Consider the following 20,577-nt stretch of genomic DNA (forward strand, 5'->3'; position numbering starts at 1 on the left):
CGGCCGTCCGCTTCCCCGATTGCCCCGTACGGCCCGTACCCCCGTACGGCCGGGGCCGCTTCTCCGCACGACCAGAACCGACCCGCACGCGAAGGCAGGGACAACGATGAGTGGCTTCCACGTCGCGGACACGTTCGGCGTACGCATCGGTGGTCTGCCGGTGTCGGTGCTGGACGGTTTGCGGTCGGACGAGGTGTGGCGGCGGACCGGCGCGCTGCTCGACGGCGCGCGGGAACTGGACACACTGGGCGCGGAACTCTCCGACGCGCTGTACGCGTTGATCGGGCAGGACACTGGCGTCAAGCCCGCGCTGGTCGCGCTGCGCCGGGCGGTGCACAACCAGCGGACGCCCGGTGAGCGCTGCTGGAACGAGGAGGTGCGCGCCGCCCTGCCCGCCGCGGTGGTGGCGGACGTCGAGCGGTGGGCGGAGCTGCTGGCGGCCCACCGCGCGGACACCGCCGCCCTGGACGACCTGCTCCCGCGGGACGCGGCCGACCGCCACGCCGTCCTGCGCGAGGCGGCCGCGCAGCCGGTCTTCCGGCACGGCCTGATCCAGGGCAGCCCGGTCCTCCACGAGCAGCTGCGCAAGTGGCTGGCGCGTCCCGAAGGCGCCGTGCCGGACCGCAAGCTGGCGCTCCGGCTGGCCAAGTACCTCGCCCGGGTGGCGGCCAAGACCAGCCCGTTCAGCACCTTCACCGTCAGCGGCCTCGGCCGGTGGGACGGGCCGCGCCCGGACGCGGGCGGGCCGGCGGTGCGCGACACCGTCGAGATCAACCTGTGGCTCGTCCAGCAGCTTGTCCGGCGGCTGCGCGAGCACCCGGCCCTGGCACCCGCCGTCCGGCTGCGGGTCAACCCGAGCGCCCACCCGGCCGACGGCCACTGGGAGTTCCTGGGCCCCGGCGAGGAGGAGCCGCTGCGTACGCTGCCGGTGTCCGCGCCGGTCCAGGCCTGCCTGGACTTCGTCTCCGACGGTGCCCGCCCGCGGCACGAGGTGGCCGCCCACCTGACCGAGCGGAGCGGCGCCTCCCCGGAGCAGGCAGAGCGTTATGTCGCGCGGCTCACCGAACTCGGTGTGCTGGAGGCCGTGCCCCCTTCTCCGAGCAGGCGATGGACCCACTCGCCGAACTGCGGGCATGGGTGGACACCGGCGGCCCGGAGCTGGCCGAGGTGTCGGCGCGGCTCAAGGAGGTGGCCGCGCTGCTGGACGGGTACCCGGAGCTGACCGACCCGGACGCCCGCCAGCGGCACACCGAGGAGATCCACCGGGCGCTGGGCCGGGTCGCCGAACTGGTCGGTCCGGAGCAGGTCATCGTGCCGCCCAAGAACTACATCATCGAGAACGCCCTGCTCGTCGGGCCGCCGCCGGCCCAGGACCGGGCGGCGTGGGAACCGGTGCTGCGCGACCTGGACACCGTCCGCCGCTGCTACGCGGCGCTCGACCCGGCGCTGCCCGGACGGGTGGCGCTGGCCCGGCTGTTCACCACGCGCTTCGGGCCCGGCGCAAGCGTGCCGTTCCTGGCATTCCACCGTGCCGTCCAGGAAGAGATGCGTACGGACCCGCGGTTGCCCGGCCTGCTGTCCGTCTCGCAGCACGGCTACGCGCCGCTCGCCGACAGTCCGCTGCCCCGGATCAAGGAGCTGCTGCGGGTACGGGCCGGGCTCACCGGCGCGGCCCTGAACGCGCGGCCGGACGCCGACGGGGTGGTGCACGTCGATCCCGCGCGGCTGGCCGCGCTGGCCGACAGCTGGCCCGCGTGGATGCGGCCGCCCGGCTCGGTCGCGTTCTACGGCCAGCTGACCGGCGGGCCCGAGGCCCCGACCGGGTTCGTGGTCAACGCCGTCAACGCGGGGCACGGGCGGGGCCGCGACCGGATCCGGCGGCTGCTCGGCCAGGCCGGTGTCACCGTGGCGGGCGAACCGTCCGGCCCGCCCGGCGACGTCATCCTGGCGGACACTTGCCGCCACTACGGCAGTAACGTGGGCCTGCGCGACCTGACCATGACCGACGAGATCGACTACCCCGGTTCGGCGAGCCCGCGCCCGGCGGAGCGGCGCATCCCGCTGCGCGACCTGGAGGTGCGCCACGACCCGGTGCTGGACCTCCTCGTGCTGTGGTCGCGCACCCGCGACCGCGAGGTGCGGCCGGTGCACCCCAGCCTGATCGCGGAGTTCTGGCTGCCGCCGGCGATGCGGCTGCTGATCCAGGCGTTCGGCGACACGCCGACGCTACTGATCCCCGGGCGGCGGATGTTCGGCGACATCTCCCCCGCCACGCAGCAGGGCCTGCTGCACGAGCCCAGGATCACGATCGGCACGGTCACGGTCAGCCGCCGCCAGTGGGTGTTCCGCACCGACGAGGCACCGGTGCGCGCCAAGGGCGAGGCGGACCGCCCGTACCTGCTGCGGCTGGCCGCCTGGCTGCGTGAACACGGCATCCCCGAGCGCTGCTTCGTGCGCGCGCTGGACCCGTCCATGCTGACCGACGGCAACGTCTGGCAGCTCAAGTCGCGCAAACCGCTCTACATCGACTTCGCGAACCTGCTCCTGACCGGACTGTTCGAGCGGATGCTCGCCGAGCGGGGCAACCTGCTGTTCCTCCAGGAAGCCCTGCCCGACCCGTCCGCCGCGCCGCACTACGGCGACGCCGGAGCCCGCGTCACCGAACACCTCGTGGAGGTCGGTCACCATGGCCGCAGCTGACCGCCCCCTGGACCCCGGCACCGCCGACGCGTCCGACTGGGTGTGCGCCCACGTCTTCCAGGACACCGGCCACGACGCCCTGCTCACCGGCTGTCTGCGGCCGCTGGTCAAGGAGCTGTCCGCCGACGGGCTGCTGCACCGGTACTTCTTCCTGCGGTACTGGGAGGGCGGCCCGCACGTCCGGCTGCGCTTCCTGCCCACCGGTACGGCCGTTTCCCAGGAAGTACGGCAGCGAGCTGCCACGGCGATCGGCGCGTTCCTGCGGGAGCACCCGGCCCCCGACACGGTGGACCGCACGCGGTACGCCGGGCTGGCCGGCGAACTGGCCGCCCTGGAGGACCTTCCGGATCACGACCGGGAACTGCGGCCCAACAACACGGTCGATTTCCTGCCGTACCTGCGCGAGCACACGGTGTACGGGCAGGGGGCGGCCATGGCCGCGACCGAGGAACACTTCCAGGAGTCCAGCGAACTGGCCCTGGCGCTGATCGCGGCCGGTACGACCGACCAGCAGCGGGCGCTGATCGCCCTGGACCTGATGCTGGCCGTACTGGCCCTGTACGACGAGCTGCGCGCGCAGTGGGTGGACAGCGGGCAGCCGCTGATCCCCTTCGCCGAAGGCACCGAACCCGCCGCCGCCGAAGAGCACTACCTGGCCCGGCGGGAACACCTGCGGGAACGCGCCCTACGGGTGTGGCAGCTCGCCCCGGACCCCGCCGGAGCGACCCCGCAGGCGCACTGGCTGCGGTCGCTGCGCAAGTTGCGGGACCGGCTCAGCGGCTGGGAGGACTCCGGCACGTTCACCTCCGAGTGGGCCCGCTCGCCGCTGAACCAGGGCCCCGACCTGGCCGCGCTGCCGCATCCGGCCACCACGCTGATCCTGCTGCGCTGCGCGCACCTGGCGAACAACCGGCTCGGGCTGACCCTGAGCCAGGAGAACCAGCTGCGATTCCTGGCCGGCCGGATCGTCACCGACTTGCCGGCGCTTCCGGTGCGCTGATTCTCGGGGCTGTAGTCGCTTTCGGTCCGCCGGGCCTCCGAGGCTGTAGTCGCTTTCGGCCCACCGGGCCTCCGGGCCTGCCGTCGCTTCCGGTCCGCCGGATCTGCTGGCGCTTCCGGTGCGCTGACTCCCCGGGTCTGCCGTCGCTATCGGCCCGCTGACCGTTCGGGTCCGCCGCCCCGCCCGGCCCGCCGCCCCCGTACGGCGGGCCCGTCCGTCACCTCGACGCGCTGGGCCGCAGCTCCGCGGGCCGGGGGCCGTCGTGCCACCTGGACGGGCGTACCGGGGTGTCGGAGCACGGCGTCCCGGGCGGCAGGGCCCGGGAGCAGGAGCACGGTTCCGGCCCGGCGTGGCGGGACCGGCCGTCGACCGGCTGGACCGACGGGCGTGCCAGGTCCTCCGGCGGCTCGGCGGACGGCTCCGCCGGGATCGCCCCGGCCAGTCCCTGACGTCCCGCTATGCCCAGCTTCCGGTACACACCGGACAGGTGGAACTCCACCGTACGCATGGTCAGGAACAGCATCTGGGAGATCTGCCGGTTGGTGTGTCCGCTCCGGGCCAGCCCGGCGATCTTCAGTTCCTGCGGTGTCAGCAGCGGATGAGTACGGACCGGCTTGTCGTGGGCCGGTACGGGCTCCGGTGCCGCCCGCAGCCGCCGGGCCAGCGGTGTGGCGCCGCACTCGCCCGCCAGGGCCAGCGCCGCGGCACACTCGCGGTCCGCCTCGGCGGTCCGTCCGGCGGCGCGCAACGCGGCGCCCAGGTCGGCCCTGGCCACGGCGAGTTCCAGGCGGGCGGGCGACGCTTCGAGGTGGCGCACCGCCTCGGCCAGCAGCGTGAGCCTGCGCTCGCCCTGCCGGGTCATGGCCAGGGCATGCCGGGCGACGCCGATCGTGCGCGGTGTCCCCCAGCGGCGGGCGGCCTCCAGCTCCTCGCGCGCCAGGGTCTCGGCCCGGTCGGCGGCGCCGTCGGCGGCCAGGGCGAGCGCCGCGCGGGAACGCCAGGGCAGGATCGCCGGGCTGACGGCGCCCCGGCGCACCAACTGCCGTCCGGCGGCCAGCAGATCCCCGGCCGCGCGCCCCGGCTCGCCGCGCAGCCGCCACAGGGCCGCCCGGGCGGCGAGCAGGTACGGGCCCTCGTACCGGCCGTACAGGTCGTCGTCCGGACCGTGGTCGGCGGGGCCGTGCGCGGCCAGCAGCGCGGCGGCCTCGTCCTGGTCGCCCAGCTGCGCCAGCGCCTCCACCAGACCGGCCACCGCGAAGCCGGTGACGGTCGGCAGCGCGGTGCTGCCGGGGCCGATCTCCTCCACAACGGGCCGCAGGATCGCCACGGCACCGGGCAGGTCCCCGGCGACCCGGCAGATCCGGGCCCGGAAGATGTCCGCCGCCAGCCCGGCCCGCCGGCCCGACATGGCACGGCTGAGCCGGCCGGTACGCCAGCAGTGGGCCCGTGCCTCGACGAGTTCGTCGGCGCGGATCAGGGCCGCGCAGCTCTGCCAGAGGCGTCCGAGGTCGCCGCCCGCCGCGTCGGCCAGCGCTTCCCGCGCGGGGGCGAGGGCCGCTTCCCGGTCCGCTCCCCGGTCGGCGGCGATCGCGGCCCGCAGGTTGGCCAGTTCCCTGCTCCGTGCGCCGCCGGCCGGCTCCGGCGCGTCCGCCAGCCGTCGGGCCTCGGCCGACGGGCCGGCCGCGTCGAGCAGGGAGACGGTCGCCTTCCGGAGCGTGAGCCTGCGCACCGCCGCCGGGTGGCCGGCGCCGATCCGGCCGGCCGTCTCGTCCAGTACGGACGCGGCGTCCGCCGGCCTGGCCCGGTCGATGAGCATGCCGGCCACGTCCAAGGCCAGTTCGGCGCAGACCTCGGGGTCCTCGGACTCGCGCAGCAGGGTGTCCAGTTCGCTCAGCGCGAGGTCCGGGTCGACGAAGGTCTCGGCCTCGGCCAGTTCGCGCCGGACGGCGGAGCGGACGTCCGCGGGCAGCCGGTCGCGCAGCACGCACCGCAGATAGCGGCTCGCCTCGTCGGCCCGCCCCTCGTGGAGCAGTTTGCGTGCCGCGGTGCGCAGCGGCTCGACCGCCCAGTCCAGCCCGGTCGGGCCCGCCGCGGCGAGCTGCTGGGCGACCCGTTCCGCGCCCCACTGCTCGTCCCGCATGAACCGGGCCACCTTCAGGTGCGCGGCGATCCGGGAGCCGACGGGCATCCCGGCGAGCACCGCGGTGCCCAGCAGCGGGTGCCGGAACGCCGGCGGCACGCGGTTGGCGAGCACCTGCCGTGCCACGAGGGTGTCGATGGCGTGCAGCGCGTCGGGAACCGGCAGTTCGGCCAGCGAGGCGGCGTGGGTGACCTCGGCGCTGTCTCCCAGAACCGCGACAGCCCTGGCCATGGCCAGGGCTGGTCGGGGCAGGTCGTCGAGCCACCGCCGGGTACATCGCAGCGCTTCCGGTCCGGCCGTGCCGCGCAGTTCCCGCGCCGTGACGGCCGTGCCGGGGCGGCCCGCCAGGTGGGCGAGCAGCAGACCGGGGTTGCCGCCGGTCAGTTCGTGGCACACGGCGGCCGCCGCTGCGTCGAGCGTGAGGCCGCAGTGCCGCGCGGCGAACTCGGCGACCCCGGCCTCGGGCAGGCCGGTCAGCTCCAGGTGCTCGGCACGGGCGAGAAGTTCGGCCGCGCCGGCCGTCCGGCCGGTTCCCGGGTCGTCGCCGGCCGCCGCGACGAGCAGCAGCGGTACGGGCCGGTCGAGCGAGGTCAGGGCCACCAGCCAGCGGGCCGACGACGCGTCCACGTCCATGAGGTCGTCGACGCACAGCGCGAGGGGCGTGCGCGCCATGACGTCCCGGCCGCGGGCGACATAGCCCTCCAGGGTGTCCGTCCCGTCGTCCGGGCGGCCGAGGACCTGGCGGGCCACGGCGAACAAGGAGTCCCGCACGGCCGGCCCCCGGCTCCGGCCCCCACCCGGAAGCCCGCGTCCGCCGCGCGGGCCGCCACCGCCTCCAGCAGCGCACTCTTGCCGACGCCCCGCTCCCCCGCACCGCGACGATCACCGGTACGCCGCCGCCGGCCCGCCCGATCAGCCCGTCCAGCCGGGCCAGCTCCGCTTCACGACCGGTTAACGGCATCAACAGCCCTCCCCATAGACATGAATATGTCGGGACGTCGTTACACCCGACAGGTTCGTCCATCTTTCATCCTGATACGTGCCATGCCCGGTCCGCGATCGCCGACCGGGCCAAGAACGGCCGGTTCGCCATCCCGGGCGGCCGGTTCCGCACTGCCGAGGACACGGTTCCGGGGCGGGCGCGGGGCGCTGGACCGCCGGTCCGGTCCCGGCTCCTGAGGGCGTCCGGGCCGTCGCCGTCCCGCCGCGTCCGTACCGCCGTCCCAAAGGCCCCGGGCGTTCACCCCACGTCTAAGGTGCGGCAATGACTTCGCACACCTATCTCACCGAACTGTTCTCGCTGGACGGAACAGTCGCCGTGGTGACCGGCGGCAGCTCCGGTATCGGCCGTTCCATCAGCGGGGCGCTCGCCCGCTCCGGCGCGAGCGTCGTGGTCGTGGCGCGCAAGGAGGCGGAACTTCGCGCCACGGTCGACGAACTGACGGCCGACGACTGCCGGGCGGCGTGGGTGAGCGCCGACCTCGGTACGCGAGCGGCCGTGCGCGAAGCCGCCGACCGGGCGGCCGGCGTGTTCGGCGAGCCGGACATCCTCGTCAACTGCGCCGGGGTCAACCTGCGGCCGCCGATGGGCGAGCTGGACGACGAGGTGTGGGACACCACGATGGCGGTGAACCTGGAGGCGCCCTACCTCCTGGGGCAGCGCTTCGGCCCCGGCATGGCCGAGCGGGGCTTCGGCAGGATCATCCACATCACGTCCCAGCAGGCGCACCGGGCGTTCGTCCAGAGCGGTGCGTACGGCGTGTCCAAGGGGGCACTGGAGTCGCTGGCCCGTTCCCAGGCCGAGGCCTGGTCGCCGTACGGCGTCACGTGCAACACGCTCGTGCCGGGCTTCGTCATGACGCCGCTCAACGCCCGGCTGTCGTCCGACCCGGAGAAGGTGGCGGCGCTGGCCGACCGCACCATGACCGGGCGCAACGGCCTCGCCGAGGACTTCGCGGGCGCCGCGGTCTTCCTGGCGAGCCGCGCCTCGGCGTACGTCACCGGGCAGTCGCTCTTCGTGGACGGCGGCCTGTCGGTCCACTGAACGGGCGCGGTGGGGACGCGGTACGGGCGCGGTGCGGGCGGCCGGACAGCGGCGATGCACCGCGGTGGTTCACGGCGGTGGCCCACGGCGGTGGCCTCTGCGATGGTCCACAGTGGCGCTCCTCCGCGGTGGTCCGTCGCCCGGCCTCTCGTACCGGACGGCGGAACACCCCCTGACTACACTGCTCGCAGCGTCGGCACGGCAGCACCGGCCGGCCGTCTCAGGGGCGCGCGCCCCGGAGTCGCACCGCACCTGATCCGGACGAACGGCGAAGGAGGGGGCACATGAACCGCTGCGGGCCCGAGAGGCGGGGACCGTCCCGGAGGACGCCATGAGCACCGGGGCGGAGCACGGCACCGAACATCGCACCGAAGGCCACGCCGAACTCCGTACCGGGCGCATCGCCCTGAGTCCGGCGGCCGAGGAACTGCTCCGGCGGCTGCGGGAGGCGCACGGGCCGCTGATGTTCCATCAGTCCGGCGGGTGCTGTGACGGCAGCTCCCCGATGTGCTACCCGGCGGGCGAATTCCGTACGGGCGCGGCGGACGTACTGCTGGGGCGGCTGTCCGTGCCCGGTGTCGCCGAGCCCGTCGACTTCTGGATGGCGGCGGACCAGTTCGCCCGCTGGCGGCACACCCATCTGACGGTGGACGTCGTACCGGGACGGGGCGGGGGCTTCTCACTCGAAGCTCCCGAAGGCGTGCGTTTCCTGATCCGCTCGCGGCTGTTCAGCGAGGAGGAGCGGGCGCGGCTCGGCGACTGAGCACCGTCCGGGCCGCCGACCACGGGTTTGGTGAGGCCCCGCGTACGGGGGATGACGCGGGGCCTCACCAGGTGGAACGACCGGGCCGGGGAGGGGGTTCCCCACCAAGACGGACTTTACGAAAAGTTTTCGTCACCCGGCACAGCCGCCCGCCCGCCGTACTCACGCCTCGTCCTGCACCAGCCGCTCCAGCATGTCCTGGAAGTCGAGGTCCACGACCACCCGGAGCCCGTCCCCGTCCGGCTCGCTCAGCCGCGTCATCGCACCGCGCCGCCACCAGAAGACATTGGGGCTGATCGCCCCCGCCGCGTCCTCGTGGCCCGCCGCGGCGAACTGCGCCATGGCCTGGAGCGCCGGGACGACCTGCGCGTCGTGGATGGGGTGGAAGGCCAACTGGTGGCGGAAGGGCATCGCGACCAGCGCGCCGTCCTCGGTGAGCGGCGTCCCCATGATCCGCTCGACCAGGTCGTCCAGGACCAGCACCCGGCTGGCGGTGAAGAACGAGTCGCCCAGCACCACCTCGAAGGACGAGCCGTCCGCGCGCCGTACCGTCTCGTGGCCCTCCACCGGCAGCGCCCGCAGATTGTTCAGTGCCCTGATGCGCAGCTCGGCCACCTCGCCGAGGTCGGACAGCGAGTCCTCGCTGAGCATCTGCACGGCCTCGGGCAGGTCCAGGGCGAGCACCTCGCGCAGTCCGGGGGCCGGCGCCCGCCCGTACCGGAAGGAGTCCGCCGGCGGCAGCGTCTCCTCGGCGACGACCCGCGGGAACAGCCGCGCCCGGATCTCGTCCTCCGCGAGGGTCTCCATCGGCTGCGGCCCGTCCATGGTGCGCAGCACCTTGCCCACGTGGTCGCGGATCATCGCGGGCCACACCCGTTCGCCGCGCCGGTCTCGGTGGCACACCGCGGCGAGGTTGCCCAGGCCGAACTGCCGTCCGCCGGAGTCGGCGACCATCCCCGCGTACACCGTGACCTCCAGGCCGCGCTCGGCGAACGCCTGCCGGACCTGCGAACGGAAGACGCCGCCCTCCCGCTCCGAGAAGAACCCGAACTCCCCGTCGCGCGGGGCTTCCCGCGGGTCCCGCTTCGGTCCACGGCGGAACAAGCCCATCTCTTCCTCCCGGCGACGGCCACGATGCCGCCGATCGTAACGGGTGTGCCGGAGCCCCTCGACCGGTCCCCGGCCCGGCCGCGCCCCGGCTCCCCCGCCTCACCGCCGCACGGCCCGCCGGGGTCCCCCATGGTCATCCTGCCCAGGAAGCGGGCCGGTCAGACGCCCGCGAGCAGCGGGAACGAAGGGCGGGCCGCGAGCAGGGAAGGCGCTGTCCGGGCCACGGGAACGGACCGCCTCCGCCCGGTCCGCGGTACGCTGCGGGGCCGCCCGGCGGATGACCGGTTCCCGGCGCCCCCGCCCCGTCCCACCGGCGGGAACGCGACGTCCGGATACCGCCAGCCGTCACGTGTCCGCGGCGGCACAGTGGGTGTGACGGACGAGCCGGTGAACGGCTCACGAGCACGGAGAACAGAGAAAGGGGCCGGACGATGTCGGCCACGACGGTCCACACGACACTCGGCAGCCCGCTGGGCGACCTGCTGCTGGTGGGCGAGCCGTCCGCCACCGCGCCGGGCGGCACCGCGCTGACCTCGCTGTCCGTACCGGACCAGAAGGGCGGCGCCACGGTCGACGAGGCATGGACCCACGACCCCGCGGCCTTCACGGAGATCGCCGCGCAGCTCACCGCGTACTTCGAAGGCGCCCGCACCCGCTTCGGCATCACGTACGTGTCCGGCGGCACGCCCTTCCAGCAGCGCGTCTGGCAGGCCCTGGAGGACGTCCCGTACGGCGAGACGTGCACCTACGGCGACATCGCCGCCCGGATCGGCGCCCCGCGCGCCGCGGTTCGCGCGGTCGGCACCGCCATCGGCCGGAACCCGCTGCTGATCGTCCGTCCCTGCCACCGGGTCATCGGCGCCGACGGCACCCTCACCGGATACGCGGGCGGGCTGCGCCGCAAGGAACAGCTGCTCCGCCTCGAAGGCGCGGCATGCGTGCCGGGAACCCTCCTGGCCTGACCGGCCCCGTACCCGTGCGGACATGAAGAACGGGCATGAAGAGCGGACATGAAGAACGGCGCCAAGTCCCCTGTCCCGGCGCCGTTCCGTCCGCCGCTCCTCCCTTCCCCCACCACCCGCTCACGCGGGCCGGGAGGAGCGGCCGGGCAGCGGCTGAACCCGAGTCGGGCGATCCCCCGCACCACCCGACCCAGGCAGCCTCGGCCGGAGCCTGCCCACGACGGGGCGGGCGTCCGAAGCCATGCCGAGTATATTGGCTCCGGGCCAGTCAACGCAGCGGCTGCACCATGACCATTTTCGAGCGGCCCCCTCAGCGGCCCCGACGATCATGCTTCGGCCGTCTCCCGTACGGCCTCCCGGCGCGGAAACCCCGTCGGCCCCACCCGCATTCGTACACTTGCTCGATATGGCGGCGACGGGCCGCGACGACGGAAAAAGGGGCGGACGTGAGTGGTGCCGAAGGGCTTGCGGCGGTCGGCGAGGGGGCGTATGCGCTGCGCAATGTGGGCAGCGGCCTGCTGCTGGAGGTCGAGGACGGCCGCAAGGGCAGCGGGGCGAACGTGCGGCAGGGCACGGAGGACGGTTCACCGGCCCAGCTGTGGCGGGTCACCGAAGTACACCCCGGCAGCGGACTGCGCCACCTGACCAACGTGGGCAGCGGCAAGCGCCTGGACGTCACCGGCGCCTCCACCGAGAACGGCGCCAACGTCCAGCAGTGGAAGGCCAACAATTACGGCGCGCAGGAGTGGCTGCTGGAACAGGACGTGGCCGAGCCCGGCACGTTCACGCTGATCAACTACGCCAGCGGGCTGCTGCTGGAGGTCGCCGACGACAGCAAGGAGCCGGGGGCCAACGTCCAGCAGTGGGAGGACCGGGACCGCCCGGGCCAGTGGTGGAAGCTGGAGAGCCGCTGACGCACAGCGGCCTCCGGCCCGGCCCCCGGTGTCCGGTTCCGCGGCCGCCCGGCGGCCCGGCGTCCCGGCCTGCCACCTCTTCAGAACCCGGCGGCGCGCTCGACGCGGTCCAGCAGGCGGTGGCGGCGTACGGCGTGGGCGAAGTCCGGGGCGCGGCGGGTGCCGTCCGTGAGATCGCGGCGGATCTCCTCGTAGGCATGGGCCACGGTGTACGCGACTTCCCTGGCGCGGCCGGCGAGCGCGGGAAGCGCCGCATCGTACGCACCGGGAACCGGCAACTCCGCCAGCTCCGTACCGTCTCCCCGCGCGCCGTACACAGCGACCTGCCCGAACTGCAGATGCCCCGAATCCCCGGTGACCAGCAGGTCGCCGGCGGTCCCGTTGATCTCCCAGTGGAAGTTGGTGGCGCGGGACAGCCCGCCGCGGAAGTGGAGCGAGGCCACCGCGCCGCCTTCGAGGACGCCGCTGACGGCGATCTGGTCCGGCACGTCCATCCGCGCCGGCTCGCCGGTCACCTCGTCGTGCACCTTCGGGCGGCGGGTCGCCATGGTGGCCCCGAGGTCGGTGAACTCGCCGAGGGCCATGGTCACCGCGTCCACGGTGTGCGCGAAGGGGATGGTGAGCAGGGAGCCGCCGTTGCGTCGGTCGAGGAGGTAGGCGCCGTCCGGCTCGAACCGCGGCCCCCAGCGGCGGCCCGAGGCGATGACACTGGTCGACAGGACCTCGCCCACGTATCCGTCGGCGATCAGGTCCCGTACGTACCGGACGGGCGGGGCGGAACGGGCCTGGAGCCCGACGAAGGTACGAACGCCCCTGCGCTCGGCGACGGCGGCCAACTCCTCGGTCTCCGCGAGGCCGTTGCCCAGCGGCCATTCGCTGAGCACCGCCTTGCCGGCTTCGAGGGCGGTCAGCACCAGTTCGCGGTGGTGCGGGACCTTCACGGCGACGACCACGAGGGCGACCTCGTCGCGCCGCACGAGTTCCCGGGCACTGCCGAAGGCCAGCGGAACGCCGTACTTCTCTCCCGCCGCGCGCGCGGATTCCGGGGTGGTGGCGGAGAGGGCCCGCAGCTCGAACCCCGGCACGGCGGCGAGTGCGGGCAGGTGGGCGCGGGCGGCCCAGCCGCCGGAGGCGCTGAGGCCGATGACGCCGACGCCGATCGGGGTGGCGGAGGGCGGGTGCGCGGGCATGGCGGATTCCTTTCACCGGTCACGCGGTGGGGTGCTCGGTCGAACAGTGATCACGACCGTAACCCATGTTCACGTAGAAGCGAACATGAGCCCAGGGGCCGCCCCCGCGCGGGACGGTGGGGGATACTGAGGCCATGGCCAGCCGTACGTCCTCCCCCTGCTCCACCCCGACGAGCGGGACTTCGACCTCTTCGCCGTCATGAGCGCGCTCACCGACCCGGTCCGGCTGAGCATCGTCCTGCGGCTCGCCACCGAGCCGGCGGTGCCCTGCGGCACCTTCGACCTGCCCGTCGCCAAGTCCGCGCTCAGCCGCCACCTGCGGGTGCTGCGCGAGGCGGGCGTCATCAGCCAGCGGGACGAGGGCACCCGACGGATCAACTCACTGCGCGCGCAGGAACTGGACCGCCGCTTCCCCGGCCTGCTCACCCTCGTCCTGAAGGAAGGCGCCGAGCGGTGCGCACCGCAACCGGTGACCGGCTGAAGCAGGCACGCACGGCTCACGAGGGGGAACGGCGGGTGCCGACCATGGCGCAGGACCGGCCGATGAACGGCGGCGCCATCGGCGAGGTGATGGAGTCACGGTTTCTCGGGATGATGGACGGGCGGAACGTAGGGAAGATGCTGGTACGGCTGTGTGCGGCACGGTGGGCGTCGGCCCGCTGGACGCCGGTGAGGCGGGCCGGACGGCCATCGGCTCCGATCCGTCGGGCGTGGTGATCGGCATCCGGCAGGTGGCGGAGCACCTGGGCATGGCGGTGACCGGCGTACCGGGCGCGGTGGTGTGGAACGAGTTGGTGACGCGGGAGACCGCGAGCGTCACCACGTTCTACCGCTCGGTCTTCGGCTATGCCGAAGAAGCCGTCGTCTCGGCCGACTTCGACTGTCTGACGCTGCTCCTCAAGGGGCGCAGTGCGCGCTGGTGGCGTCGGCGCCCTCGTGACCACGCGATTCGCCGTCACCGACTGGGCGACATCAGGCGCGGGGAATCCTCCGGGCCCGTTCAGCCACTCACCACACCGAGCAGGACCCGGACCGTCTCCGCCATCGCCTCCCGGCCCTGGGCGACGTAGGGGCGGGGGTCGGTCAGGCCGGGGCGCTCCGCCAGCGTCTCGCGGACCGCGCCGGTGAACGCGACGTTGAGAGCGGTACCAATGTTGATCTTCACGATGCCCGCCTGAACGGCTTGTCGCAGGTCGTCGTCGCCGACGCCCGAGGAGCCGTGCAGCACCAGAGGTACGGGCACGGCCTCCCGCAGGCGTTCGATGAGCGCGTGGTCCAGGGTCGCGGAGCGTTCGGTCATCGCGTGGCTGCTGCCGACGGCGACGGCCAGGGCGTCCACGCCGGTGTCCGCGACATAGCGCGCCGCCTCCTGCGGGTCGGTGCGCACCCCGGCCGCGTGGGCGCTCGCTGGAGCGTCGGGCTTGCCGCCCACATAGCCGAGTTCGGCCTCCAGCCACAGGCCCGCGCCGTGGGCCCACCGGGCCGCGGCGCGGGTGGCGGCGAGGTTCTCGGCGTACGGCTGTGCCCCGGCGTCGAACATCGCGGAGGAGAACCCCGCGTCGGCCGCCGTGCGCAGCAGCCGCATGTCCGTCACGTGGTCCAGGTGCAGTGCGACGTCGACGTCACAGGCCTTGCCGACCTCGGCCGCGGCCCGCGCGATCGGCTCGGCCCGGCCGCCGTGGAACCGTACGGCGTTCTCGCTGATCTGCAGGATCACCCCCGGGGCGCCCGCGGCGGCCGCGCCGGCGGTGATCGCCTCGGCGTGCTCCAGCGTGATCACGTTGAACGCCGCGACGGCCCGGCCTGCGGCGGCGGCCTTCGAGACGAGTTCGCGCGTGGGAACCAGGGGCATGAAGGTGTCCCCTCGCTTTCCTGTCGGTTCGGTGGGTACGGGCCGGTGCCGGCCCGTACCGCTACGTGGTTCGGCCGGTACGGGTATGTGGGCGGTCAGGACTTCTGCGGGGCCGGAAGCACGTCCGCGCCGTCGTCCGCCGTGCCCGGGGCCGCGGAGTTCTCGCCGCTCTTCTCGTCGCTGTAGACCATCAGGGTCGAGCCCGCGAGGGCCAGCACGATACCGAGGGCGCCCCACACGTTCGGGAGCGTCCGGTAGACCGCCAGGGACAGCACGATGGTCAGCACCGGGGCCAGCGCGTTGGTGACGGGGGCGACGACCGTGGCCTTGCCCCGGCTGAACGCCATGACCAGGAACAACGCGCCGACCGCGTTCAGGACCTGCGTCACCGCGGTGAGTGCCGGTGCCTGCCACGGAGCGTCGGACGGGAAATCCCCCATCATCACGAACGCCACCGGAACCAGCAGCAGTCCGCTGATGGTCATCCAGCCGAACGTCGTCGCGGCGTTGACCCCGACCACCGCGGCCTTGCGCATGCAGAACGCCTGCACGCCCCAGGCAACACAGATCAGGATGGCCATCAGCAGCCACGGGCCGTGCGCGTTCGAGTCGTCCTTGCCGCTGGGAATGCTGAGCAGCACGATCGCCGCCAGCGCCGCGACGACACCCACCAGGGCGAGCCGGTTGATCCGCTCCCGCAGCAGCGCCATCGCCATGAGGACGGTGACCACCGGGGAGAGCGACACCAGGGGGAAGATCAGGTACGCCGGGCCGTTGGCGAGCGCGTGGAACAGCAGGAGTTGGCCGCCGGCGCCGGTCAGTCCCGCGATCAGTCCGTACACGGCGGCGATCGGGCGGCGGTCGAACGTGTTGCCGCGCGTCGCGAAGTACGCGGGTATGAGCATCGTGAAGGCCCAGATGATGTAGATCATCTCGTTGGGGTAGCCGTACCTGCTGTTCGGTTCGCTGGAGAAGGCGCCCCACACACCCCAGAACAGGACCAGCAGCGACGCGTACGGGACCCAGCTCTTCGTGCCTGCGTTCATCGGTCTTCCCCTCCTGGGGCAGAGGTCCCGGGGGCCATGCGCAGCGCGTCGAGCGCGGGCTGGTCGAGCGGGGTTCCGGAGATTTTCGCCGCGTACAGGGCGGCACCTACGACGGGCTCGTACAGAGGGGGGCGCAGTTCGTAGTGGGTGAAGCGGCTCTTCAGTCCGGTGGCGAACGCCTCCAGCACCGCGTCCGCGCCGAAGGTGCCGCCCGAGTAGGAGACCGGTACGGTCTCGTCCGGGCCGAACTCCAGCCGCTCGCGGGCGACTTCGGCGAGCAGGGCGAGTTCCCGGCCGGCCTCGGCGAGGATCGCCGAGGCGGCCTCGTCGCCCAGACCGGCCGCCTCGGCCACCGAGCGGCTGAGCGCGGCGATCCGGCCGCGGTCGCCCTGCCACCGGTTGTGGACGACGTCGATCACGTCGAGGTCGGACGCGAGATCCAGATGGCGCCGGAACACCTCGGCCAGGGGCCCTCGGGGAGCCGTCCGTCGCTCATCCGCGAGAAGGCGTTGAGGCCGCGGACCGCGATCCAGTGCGCCGATCCCTCATCGCCGAACATCTCGCTCCAGCCACCGACGCGCACGCCCCGGCCCAGCCGCTCGCCGTAGGCCAGGGAGCCGGTGCCGCTGATGACGTTGATGCCGTCGACCGCGCCCAGTGAACCGGCCCAGCCGCAGACCATGTCGTTGTCACAGGCGAAACGGTCGTGTCCGAGCACGGCCCGCGGAGTCGCGTTCAGGACGGGCAGATCGCGGGCCGCCTCCCCGTACCCGGGCAAGCCGAAAAAGGCGTACTCGATGTCGGCGGGGGTCAGCTCGGCCGCCGAACAGACAGCGTCGACGCCTTCCCCCAGCACACGCTCGACGAGCTCGATGCCGTGGGAGAAGTAGTACGAACTTGCCGCCTGCGCTCGCGCCACGACTTGTCCGCCGCGGTCGACCAGGCAGAATGCGGTTTTCGTACCGCCACCGTCGACACCTAGGAACATCGTTGTACCTCCGTCGGGCGCCCTGGATCCGCGCCGTTGATGCCTTTGATCAGTTGTGCAAGGAGTGCAGGGTCACGCCCTGCACGACGCGGTTGACCTCACCCGAGGGGAACGGGTTGTCGGCCCGCAGGCCCCGGGCCCGGGCGGCGCGCAGGGCGATGAGCTGGGCGTACACCACAGCGGACAGCGCCAGGGCGACGTCCTCGACGCCGTCGAGGCCCGGCAGCGGCCAGGCGTCGTTGCCGTCCGCTTCCGTGTCGGGGCCCGCGGAGACCGTGACGACGCTGCCAGCGGGAAGATTTCCGCGCAGCTCCGCGGCGATGTCCTGGTCGTACTTGCGGGTGTAGGGGTCGTTCGACATGTACACCACGGCGACCGAACGGTCGTCGAGCACCGCCTTGGGACCGTGCCGGAATCCCAGCGAGCTCTCCGAGACGGCCATGAGCCTGCCACCGGTGAGTTCGAGCACCTTCAGCGCCGACTCCTCGGCGAGGCCCTTCAGCGGGCCGCTGCCCAGGAAGACGATGCGCTCGGGCGCACGGGCCACGAGGGCGCCGACGGTGCGGTCCACGGCGTCGCTCTCGCAGATCGACTCGGCCGCCTCGGCCAGGCGTTCGGCGACCCCGTCGTAGGCGCTGCCGCCGAGAGCGAGCAGGGCCGCGAGCGTCATGCACGTGAAGCTCGACGTCATGGCGAAACCGCGGTCGTTGGACGCGGCCGGCATCAGCAGCACGTGGGACTTCGGCAGCTCCGCGTGCTCGCGGGCCAGGCGGCCCTGCTCGTTGCAGGTGATCACGAGGTGATGCACCTCGGAGAGGACCTGGTCGGCCAGGGCGGTGGCGGCCACGGACTCCGGGCTGTCACCCGAGCGCGCGAAGGAGACCAGCAGCGTGGGAACGTCTTCGGCGAGACAGCCGCGGGGGTCGGCGACGAGGTCCGTGGTGGGGACCGCGTCGACGCGGCGTCCCAGTCGCCGGGCCAGGGCGGTCTGGAGCACCTGGCCGGCGAACGCGGAGGTGCCGGCACCGGTGAGTACGACGCGCAGGTCACCGCGGGCGACGAGCGGACGCACGAAGGCGTCCAGCGACTCCCGGGAGGCCGCGACGATCCGGTCGACCTCCCGCCACAGGGCGGGCTGCTGGGTGATCTCGCGGATGGTGTGGGCGGCACCGTCGTCCAGGGACGGGGTGCCGGAGGGAGTGGTCACACGTGCTCCATCAGGTGGGGGTGGGAGGCGCGGTCGTAGTCGCGCAGAACGTCGCGGACGTGGTCCACGGCCAGGTCGCGCGGCCGGGCGGCGAGCTCGCCGTGGCGGACGCGGGCGTACTGGAGTGGGAGGCGGGCGCTGAGCAGCGGCAGGGGGATGTCCACGGCCGAGAGGTTGTCCATCAGCCGGGCCTGGGCCTTTTCGATCTCAGGGTCGGGCCAGTAGTAACGCGTCCGGTCGCTGTAGCTGTAGCGGCGCGCGAGGCGCTGCTCGGCAGCGCCGCCCGGGTAGTAGCCCTCCCACTTGGCGGGCTCGGCGAGCATCCGCTCCTCGACGACCTCGGGAAGGCGTGACCGCTCGGCGGCCGGGACCAGCTCGTCCTCGATCGCGGCGAGGGCGAACAGCGCCTCGCGCAGGGCGAAGGTCAGCCCGGGGCCCACCTTGAGGACCGCCCAGTGGTCCTCGACCAGCGCGGTGAGCGCCTCGGCGGTCTGGTAGTCGGTCGAGTGGGCCTCGTAGACCATGGTGGGCTCGTCGTCGAGGACCTTGCGCAGCTCCTCGGTCAGCTCGCGCCGGTAGTCGACGACCCGCACATGGTCGAACTCGACGGCCGGCTGGACCACGAGTGCCATGACGCGCGGCCAGACCTCGTCGATGCCGTGCTGGGCGAACGCCTTGCGGTGCTGCTCCAGAGTGGTGCGCGCCGCCTCGGGCGTGGTCGGGACGAGCGCGTCGAGCGTTTCGTGCGCGCCGCCGGGTGTGGGCACCTCGGTACCGATCACGTACCGGATCCGCTCGGCCCGTTCGGGGCCGGCCGTCTCCTCGGCCACCCGGATCAGCCGCGCGGCGCGTTCGGCGACCACGTCGTCGGTCAGCGGTACGGGGTCACCGGCGCAGGCGAAGCTGCAGTCCAGGTGGATCTTGGTGAAGTCCGCCGCCACGTAGGCGGCGACCAGGGCGTCGGCCCGTTCCATCGCCTCGTCGGGCGTCAGGGACTGCCACCGGTTCGGTCCGAGGTGGTCGCCGCCGAGAACCACGCGGTCCAGTGGCAGACCACTTTCGGCGGCGATGCCGTACACGAGGTCGCGGAAGTCCGCGGGCCGCATGTCCGTGTAACCGCCGTACTGGTCGACCTGGTTCGAGGTCGCCTCCACCAGTACGTGACCGCCGGTCTCCCGTGCCTGCACCACGGCTGCCTCGATGACCAGCGGATGAGCCGAGCACACCGAGGTGATGCCCTGCGGCTGTCCGGCCTTCTGACGCCGGACCACCTCGCTCAATAAGCTCTGCATTGCCAACCCCTTACGCAAGGTGCGTCTCAAGCCAATGTGCCGTCATGGCCTGCGGCTCATTTCGGACAGTACTGGTCTTATTTGGGGTCGTCAATAGTCTTATTCTGGTATGCATCTGGTATTGCATAGCCGAACCGGCAGAGCCGCGGCGATCGTCCAAGTCCGGTCGATAATCGCCAAGTCCGGTTGGCGATCGTCCAAGTCCGGGGTCGGTAGTCGCTTAAGTCTGGTTGGTGATGGAGGCCCGGAACCGGTAGCGGTCCCCCCGGTAGACCTGGACGGTCAGTTCGATCGGGCGTGCTTCCTGGTTCGACGTCAGCTGGGTCGCAACGAGCATCGGCATGGTTTCCCCGATCTCGAAAAGCTCGATCTCCCGTGGCGTCGGGTGGCGGGCCTCGACCGAGTAGTCGGCGATGCGGGGCAGCTGCGGCGGGTCGGCGGCGCGCAGGGTGGCGTAGAGCGAGGCCGTGCTGAAGTCGGTCTCGGCCAGGGCGGGGCAGGCCGCCAACGGGAGCCGGTTGTGCTCGAGCACGACGAGCAGACCGTCGAGGAAGCGCAGTCGGTGGAGGTCGAAGAGGTCGGCGCCCGGAGCGATCCGGAGTTGCTCGGCCTCGGACACCGTGGCCGGGCGAACGGTGGCGGAGAGCACCTTGCCGGCCGTCGTCAAGCCGTTGGCCTGCGCATAGTCGGCGAACCCCTGGACCTGCGGGGCCGCCGAGACGGCCGTCGTCTTCGCCTCGGGGAGCAGACCGAGCTCGGCGACGAACCACCCGCGCGACGACGACGGCCGCACGATGCCCCGCGACTCCAATTGCGCGAGGGCCGCCCGCAGCGTCACGCGCGACACGGCGTACCGGTCGACCAGAGCCCGCTCGGAGGGCAGCCGGTCACCGGGGCGGGCGGCAGCGGCGCGCAGGTCGTCGAGCAACTGCGTGGCAGTGCGCTCGTACAACGGGAGGGCATCGTCACCGAACAGGCCTCTGGGCATCGACGTTCTCGCATCTGCCATACCAGAAGCATACCAATCCGTGGACGGCGCGAACCCTCGTCCAGGAGCCCCACCCGTTGACATGCCACTCGAATACCACTTACGTTCTCGAAGCAGGCCACCCGATGATGAAGAAGTCGCCCGTGAGCGACCTTCCGTTTCACCGCGCCCCGGGCACCCGCCGGTGATCGAGGCGGCGTTGGCGCAGCTCACCGAGGATGCCCGCCCGCTACCGCCGGAGACGACCTCGCACTGGGGTACCCGTTCGGACGCCACGCCATCCCCCGACCCCAGCCGACCCACTGCGAAAACCGGTAGCAGACCAGGCATCGACCAGCCTTACGGACGCTCGCTTCGTCGCGAGCGTCCGGCTCGACTTCG

At 72.9% G+C, this 20,577-nt stretch carries 18 protein-coding genes and 1 pseudogene; 9 read left to right on the forward strand and 10 right to left on the reverse strand.

All coding sequences use genetic code 11. The features are described 5' to 3' along the window. The first annotated feature begins 106 nt into the window (after window positions 1-106). From ACEXOX_RS02285 to ACEXOX_RS02295, 3 genes are read left to right on the forward strand one after another with little or no spacing between them, the layout of a single operon-like run. Entirely contained in the window at window positions 107-1,222 is a 1,116-nt protein-coding gene (locus tag ACEXOX_RS02285; protein WP_406518759.1) for a lantibiotic dehydratase, read from the forward strand. Continuing rightward, a complete protein-coding gene (locus tag ACEXOX_RS02290; protein ID WP_406518760.1) occupies window positions 1,108-2,700 on the forward strand; it encodes a lantibiotic dehydratase in 1,593 nt (530 codons plus the stop codon). The genes ACEXOX_RS02285 and ACEXOX_RS02290 overlap by 115 nt, the downstream gene beginning before the upstream one ends. Beyond that, a complete protein-coding gene (locus ACEXOX_RS02295; RefSeq protein WP_406518761.1) occupies window positions 2,687-3,700 on the forward strand; it encodes a lantibiotic dehydratase C-terminal domain-containing protein in 1,014 nt (337 codons plus the stop codon). Before ACEXOX_RS02290 ends, ACEXOX_RS02295 begins: the two co-directional genes overlap by 14 nt. 217 nt (window positions 3,701-3,917) lie before the next feature. Here ACEXOX_RS02295 and ACEXOX_RS02300 read toward each other — a convergent pair whose 3' ends face one another. Then, complete coding sequence (locus ACEXOX_RS02300) at window positions 3,918-6,611, reverse strand: LuxR C-terminal-related transcriptional regulator (protein ID WP_406518762.1); 2,694 nt, start codon at window positions 6,609-6,611, stop codon at window positions 3,918-3,920. A 493-nt stretch (window positions 6,612-7,104) separates the two neighbouring features. Here ACEXOX_RS02300 and ACEXOX_RS02305 point away from each other — a divergent pair, with 493 nt between their 5' ends. After that, entirely contained in the window at window positions 7,105-7,884 is a 780-nt protein-coding gene (locus tag ACEXOX_RS02305) for an SDR family NAD(P)-dependent oxidoreductase (RefSeq protein WP_406518763.1), read from the forward strand. A gap of 331 nt (window positions 7,885-8,215) precedes the next feature. Beyond that, window positions 8,216-8,647: a DUF779 domain-containing protein gene (locus ACEXOX_RS02310; RefSeq protein ID WP_406518764.1), complete on the forward strand. Its 432-nt coding sequence runs from the start codon at window positions 8,216-8,218 to the stop codon at window positions 8,645-8,647. Between the two features lie 162 nt (window positions 8,648-8,809). On the opposite strand, the gene ACEXOX_RS02315 is transcribed toward ACEXOX_RS02310, so the two are convergent. Continuing rightward, complete coding sequence (locus tag ACEXOX_RS02315; RefSeq protein ID WP_406518765.1) at window positions 8,810-9,757, reverse strand: hypothetical protein; 948 nt, start codon at window positions 9,755-9,757, stop codon at window positions 8,810-8,812. A gap of 431 nt (window positions 9,758-10,188) precedes the next feature. On the opposite strand from ACEXOX_RS02315, the gene ACEXOX_RS02320 reads away from it, so the two are divergent. Together ACEXOX_RS02320 and ACEXOX_RS02325 are read left to right on the forward strand one after the other, a co-directional pair. Then, window positions 10,189-10,719 carry a methylated-DNA--[protein]-cysteine S-methyltransferase gene (locus ACEXOX_RS02320; RefSeq protein ID WP_406518766.1) on the forward strand — a complete coding sequence of 177 codons (531 nt, stop codon included), beginning with the start codon at window positions 10,189-10,191 and terminating at the stop codon, window positions 10,717-10,719. 446 nt (window positions 10,720-11,165) lie between these two features. Next, window positions 11,166-11,633: an RICIN domain-containing protein gene (locus ACEXOX_RS02325; protein ID WP_406518767.1), complete on the forward strand. Its 468-nt coding sequence runs from the start codon at window positions 11,166-11,168 to the stop codon at window positions 11,631-11,633. An 80-nt stretch (window positions 11,634-11,713) separates the two neighbouring features. Here ACEXOX_RS02325 and ACEXOX_RS02330 read toward each other — a convergent pair whose 3' ends face one another. Further along, complete coding sequence (locus tag ACEXOX_RS02330; protein ID WP_406518768.1) at window positions 11,714-12,823, reverse strand: Gfo/Idh/MocA family protein; 1,110 nt, start codon at window positions 12,821-12,823, stop codon at window positions 11,714-11,716. Window positions 12,824-13,022: 199 nt separating this feature from the next. Between ACEXOX_RS02330 and ACEXOX_RS02335 the strand changes: the two genes are divergently transcribed. Both ACEXOX_RS02335 and ACEXOX_RS02340 read left to right on the forward strand, forming a co-directional pair. Then, window positions 13,023-13,304, forward strand: coding sequence for an ArsR/SmtB family transcription factor (locus tag ACEXOX_RS02335; RefSeq protein WP_406518769.1), 282 nt, complete (start codon window positions 13,023-13,025; stop codon window positions 13,302-13,304). A 157-nt stretch (window positions 13,305-13,461) separates the two neighbouring features. Beyond that, window positions 13,462-13,731: pseudogene (locus ACEXOX_RS02340) on the forward strand (VOC family protein); the annotation flags it as partial. A gap of 92 nt (window positions 13,732-13,823) precedes the next feature. On the opposite strand, the gene ACEXOX_RS02345 reads toward ACEXOX_RS02340, so the two are convergent. From ACEXOX_RS02345 to ACEXOX_RS02375, 7 genes are all read right to left on the reverse strand, one after another. Next, window positions 13,824-14,675 (reverse strand): ketose-bisphosphate aldolase, encoded by an 852-nt coding sequence (locus tag ACEXOX_RS02345; RefSeq protein ID WP_406518770.1) that lies wholly within the window; start codon window positions 14,673-14,675, stop codon window positions 13,824-13,826. Between the two features lie 95 nt (window positions 14,676-14,770). After that, the gene (locus tag ACEXOX_RS02350; protein ID WP_406518771.1) at window positions 14,771-15,721 is read right to left on the reverse strand and encodes a DMT family transporter; all 951 of its coding nucleotides are present in this window, start codon (window positions 15,719-15,721) and stop codon (window positions 14,771-14,773) included. Further along, a complete protein-coding gene (locus ACEXOX_RS02355) occupies window positions 15,718-16,140 on the reverse strand; it encodes a BadF/BadG/BcrA/BcrD ATPase family protein (RefSeq protein WP_406518772.1) in 423 nt (140 codons plus the stop codon). Before ACEXOX_RS02355 ends, ACEXOX_RS02350 begins: the two co-directional genes overlap by 4 nt. After that, window positions 16,137-16,709: a BadF/BadG/BcrA/BcrD ATPase family protein gene (locus tag ACEXOX_RS02360; protein ID WP_406518773.1), complete on the reverse strand. Its 573-nt coding sequence runs from the start codon at window positions 16,707-16,709 to the stop codon at window positions 16,137-16,139. Before ACEXOX_RS02360 ends, ACEXOX_RS02355 begins: the two co-directional genes overlap by 4 nt. A gap of 49 nt (window positions 16,710-16,758) precedes the next feature. Next, window positions 16,759-17,916: an SIS domain-containing protein gene (locus ACEXOX_RS02365; protein WP_406518774.1), complete on the reverse strand. Its 1,158-nt coding sequence runs from the start codon at window positions 17,914-17,916 to the stop codon at window positions 16,759-16,761. Further along, window positions 17,913-19,208: a D-tagatose-bisphosphate aldolase, class II, non-catalytic subunit gene (locus ACEXOX_RS02370; RefSeq protein WP_406518775.1), complete on the reverse strand. Its 1,296-nt coding sequence runs from the start codon at window positions 19,206-19,208 to the stop codon at window positions 17,913-17,915. The genes ACEXOX_RS02365 and ACEXOX_RS02370 overlap by 4 nt, the downstream gene beginning before the upstream one ends. A 220-nt stretch (window positions 19,209-19,428) precedes the next feature. Next, window positions 19,429-20,217 carry a GntR family transcriptional regulator gene (locus tag ACEXOX_RS02375; protein ID WP_406518776.1) on the reverse strand — a complete coding sequence of 263 codons (789 nt, stop codon included), beginning with the start codon at window positions 20,215-20,217 and terminating at the stop codon, window positions 19,429-19,431. Window positions 20,218-20,577: the final 360 nt, after the last annotated feature.

The sequence above is a fragment of the Streptomyces sp. Ac-502 genome (genome assembly GCF_045222935.1).
Lineage (GTDB): Bacteria > Actinomycetota > Actinomycetes > Streptomycetales > Streptomycetaceae > Streptomyces > Streptomyces monomycini.

Bases quoted from the DNA above. Each gene is read 5' to 3' on its own strand.
- ACEXOX_RS02285 (WP_406518759.1), top strand. From the start codon at position 107: ATGAGTGGCTTCCACGTCGCGGACACGTTCGGCGTACGCATCGGTGGT.
- ACEXOX_RS02290 (WP_406518760.1), top strand. From the start codon at position 1,108: ATGGACCCACTCGCCGAACTGCGGGCATGGGTGGACACCGGCGGCCCG.
- ACEXOX_RS02295 (WP_406518761.1), top strand. From the start codon at position 2,687: ATGGCCGCAGCTGACCGCCCCCTGGACCCCGGCACCGCCGACGCGTCC.
- ACEXOX_RS02305 (WP_406518763.1), top strand. From the start codon at position 7,105: ATGACTTCGCACACCTATCTCACCGAACTGTTCTCGCTGGACGGAACA.
- ACEXOX_RS02310 (WP_406518764.1), top strand. From the start codon at position 8,216: ATGAGCACCGGGGCGGAGCACGGCACCGAACATCGCACCGAAGGCCAC.
- ACEXOX_RS02315 (WP_406518765.1), bottom strand. From the start codon at position 9,757: ATGGGCTTGTTCCGCCGTGGACCGAAGCGGGACCCGCGGGAAGCCCCG.
- ACEXOX_RS02320 (WP_406518766.1), top strand. From the start codon at position 10,189: ATGTCGGCCACGACGGTCCACACGACACTCGGCAGCCCGCTGGGCGAC.
- ACEXOX_RS02330 (WP_406518768.1), bottom strand. From the start codon at position 12,823: ATGCCCGCGCACCCGCCCTCCGCCACCCCGATCGGCGTCGGCGTCATC.
- ACEXOX_RS02335 (WP_406518769.1), top strand. From the start codon at position 13,023: ATGAGCGCGCTCACCGACCCGGTCCGGCTGAGCATCGTCCTGCGGCTC.
- ACEXOX_RS02345 (WP_406518770.1), bottom strand. From the start codon at position 14,675: ATGCCCCTGGTTCCCACGCGCGAACTCGTCTCGAAGGCCGCCGCCGCA.
- ACEXOX_RS02350 (WP_406518771.1), bottom strand. From the start codon at position 15,721: ATGAACGCAGGCACGAAGAGCTGGGTCCCGTACGCGTCGCTGCTGGTC.
- ACEXOX_RS02360 (WP_406518773.1), bottom strand. From the start codon at position 16,709: ATGTTCCTAGGTGTCGACGGTGGCGGTACGAAAACCGCATTCTGCCTG.
- ACEXOX_RS02370 (WP_406518775.1), bottom strand. From the start codon at position 19,208: ATGCAGAGCTTATTGAGCGAGGTGGTCCGGCGTCAGAAGGCCGGACAG.
- ACEXOX_RS02375 (WP_406518776.1), bottom strand. From the start codon at position 20,217: ATGGCAGATGCGAGAACGTCGATGCCCAGAGGCCTGTTCGGTGACGAT.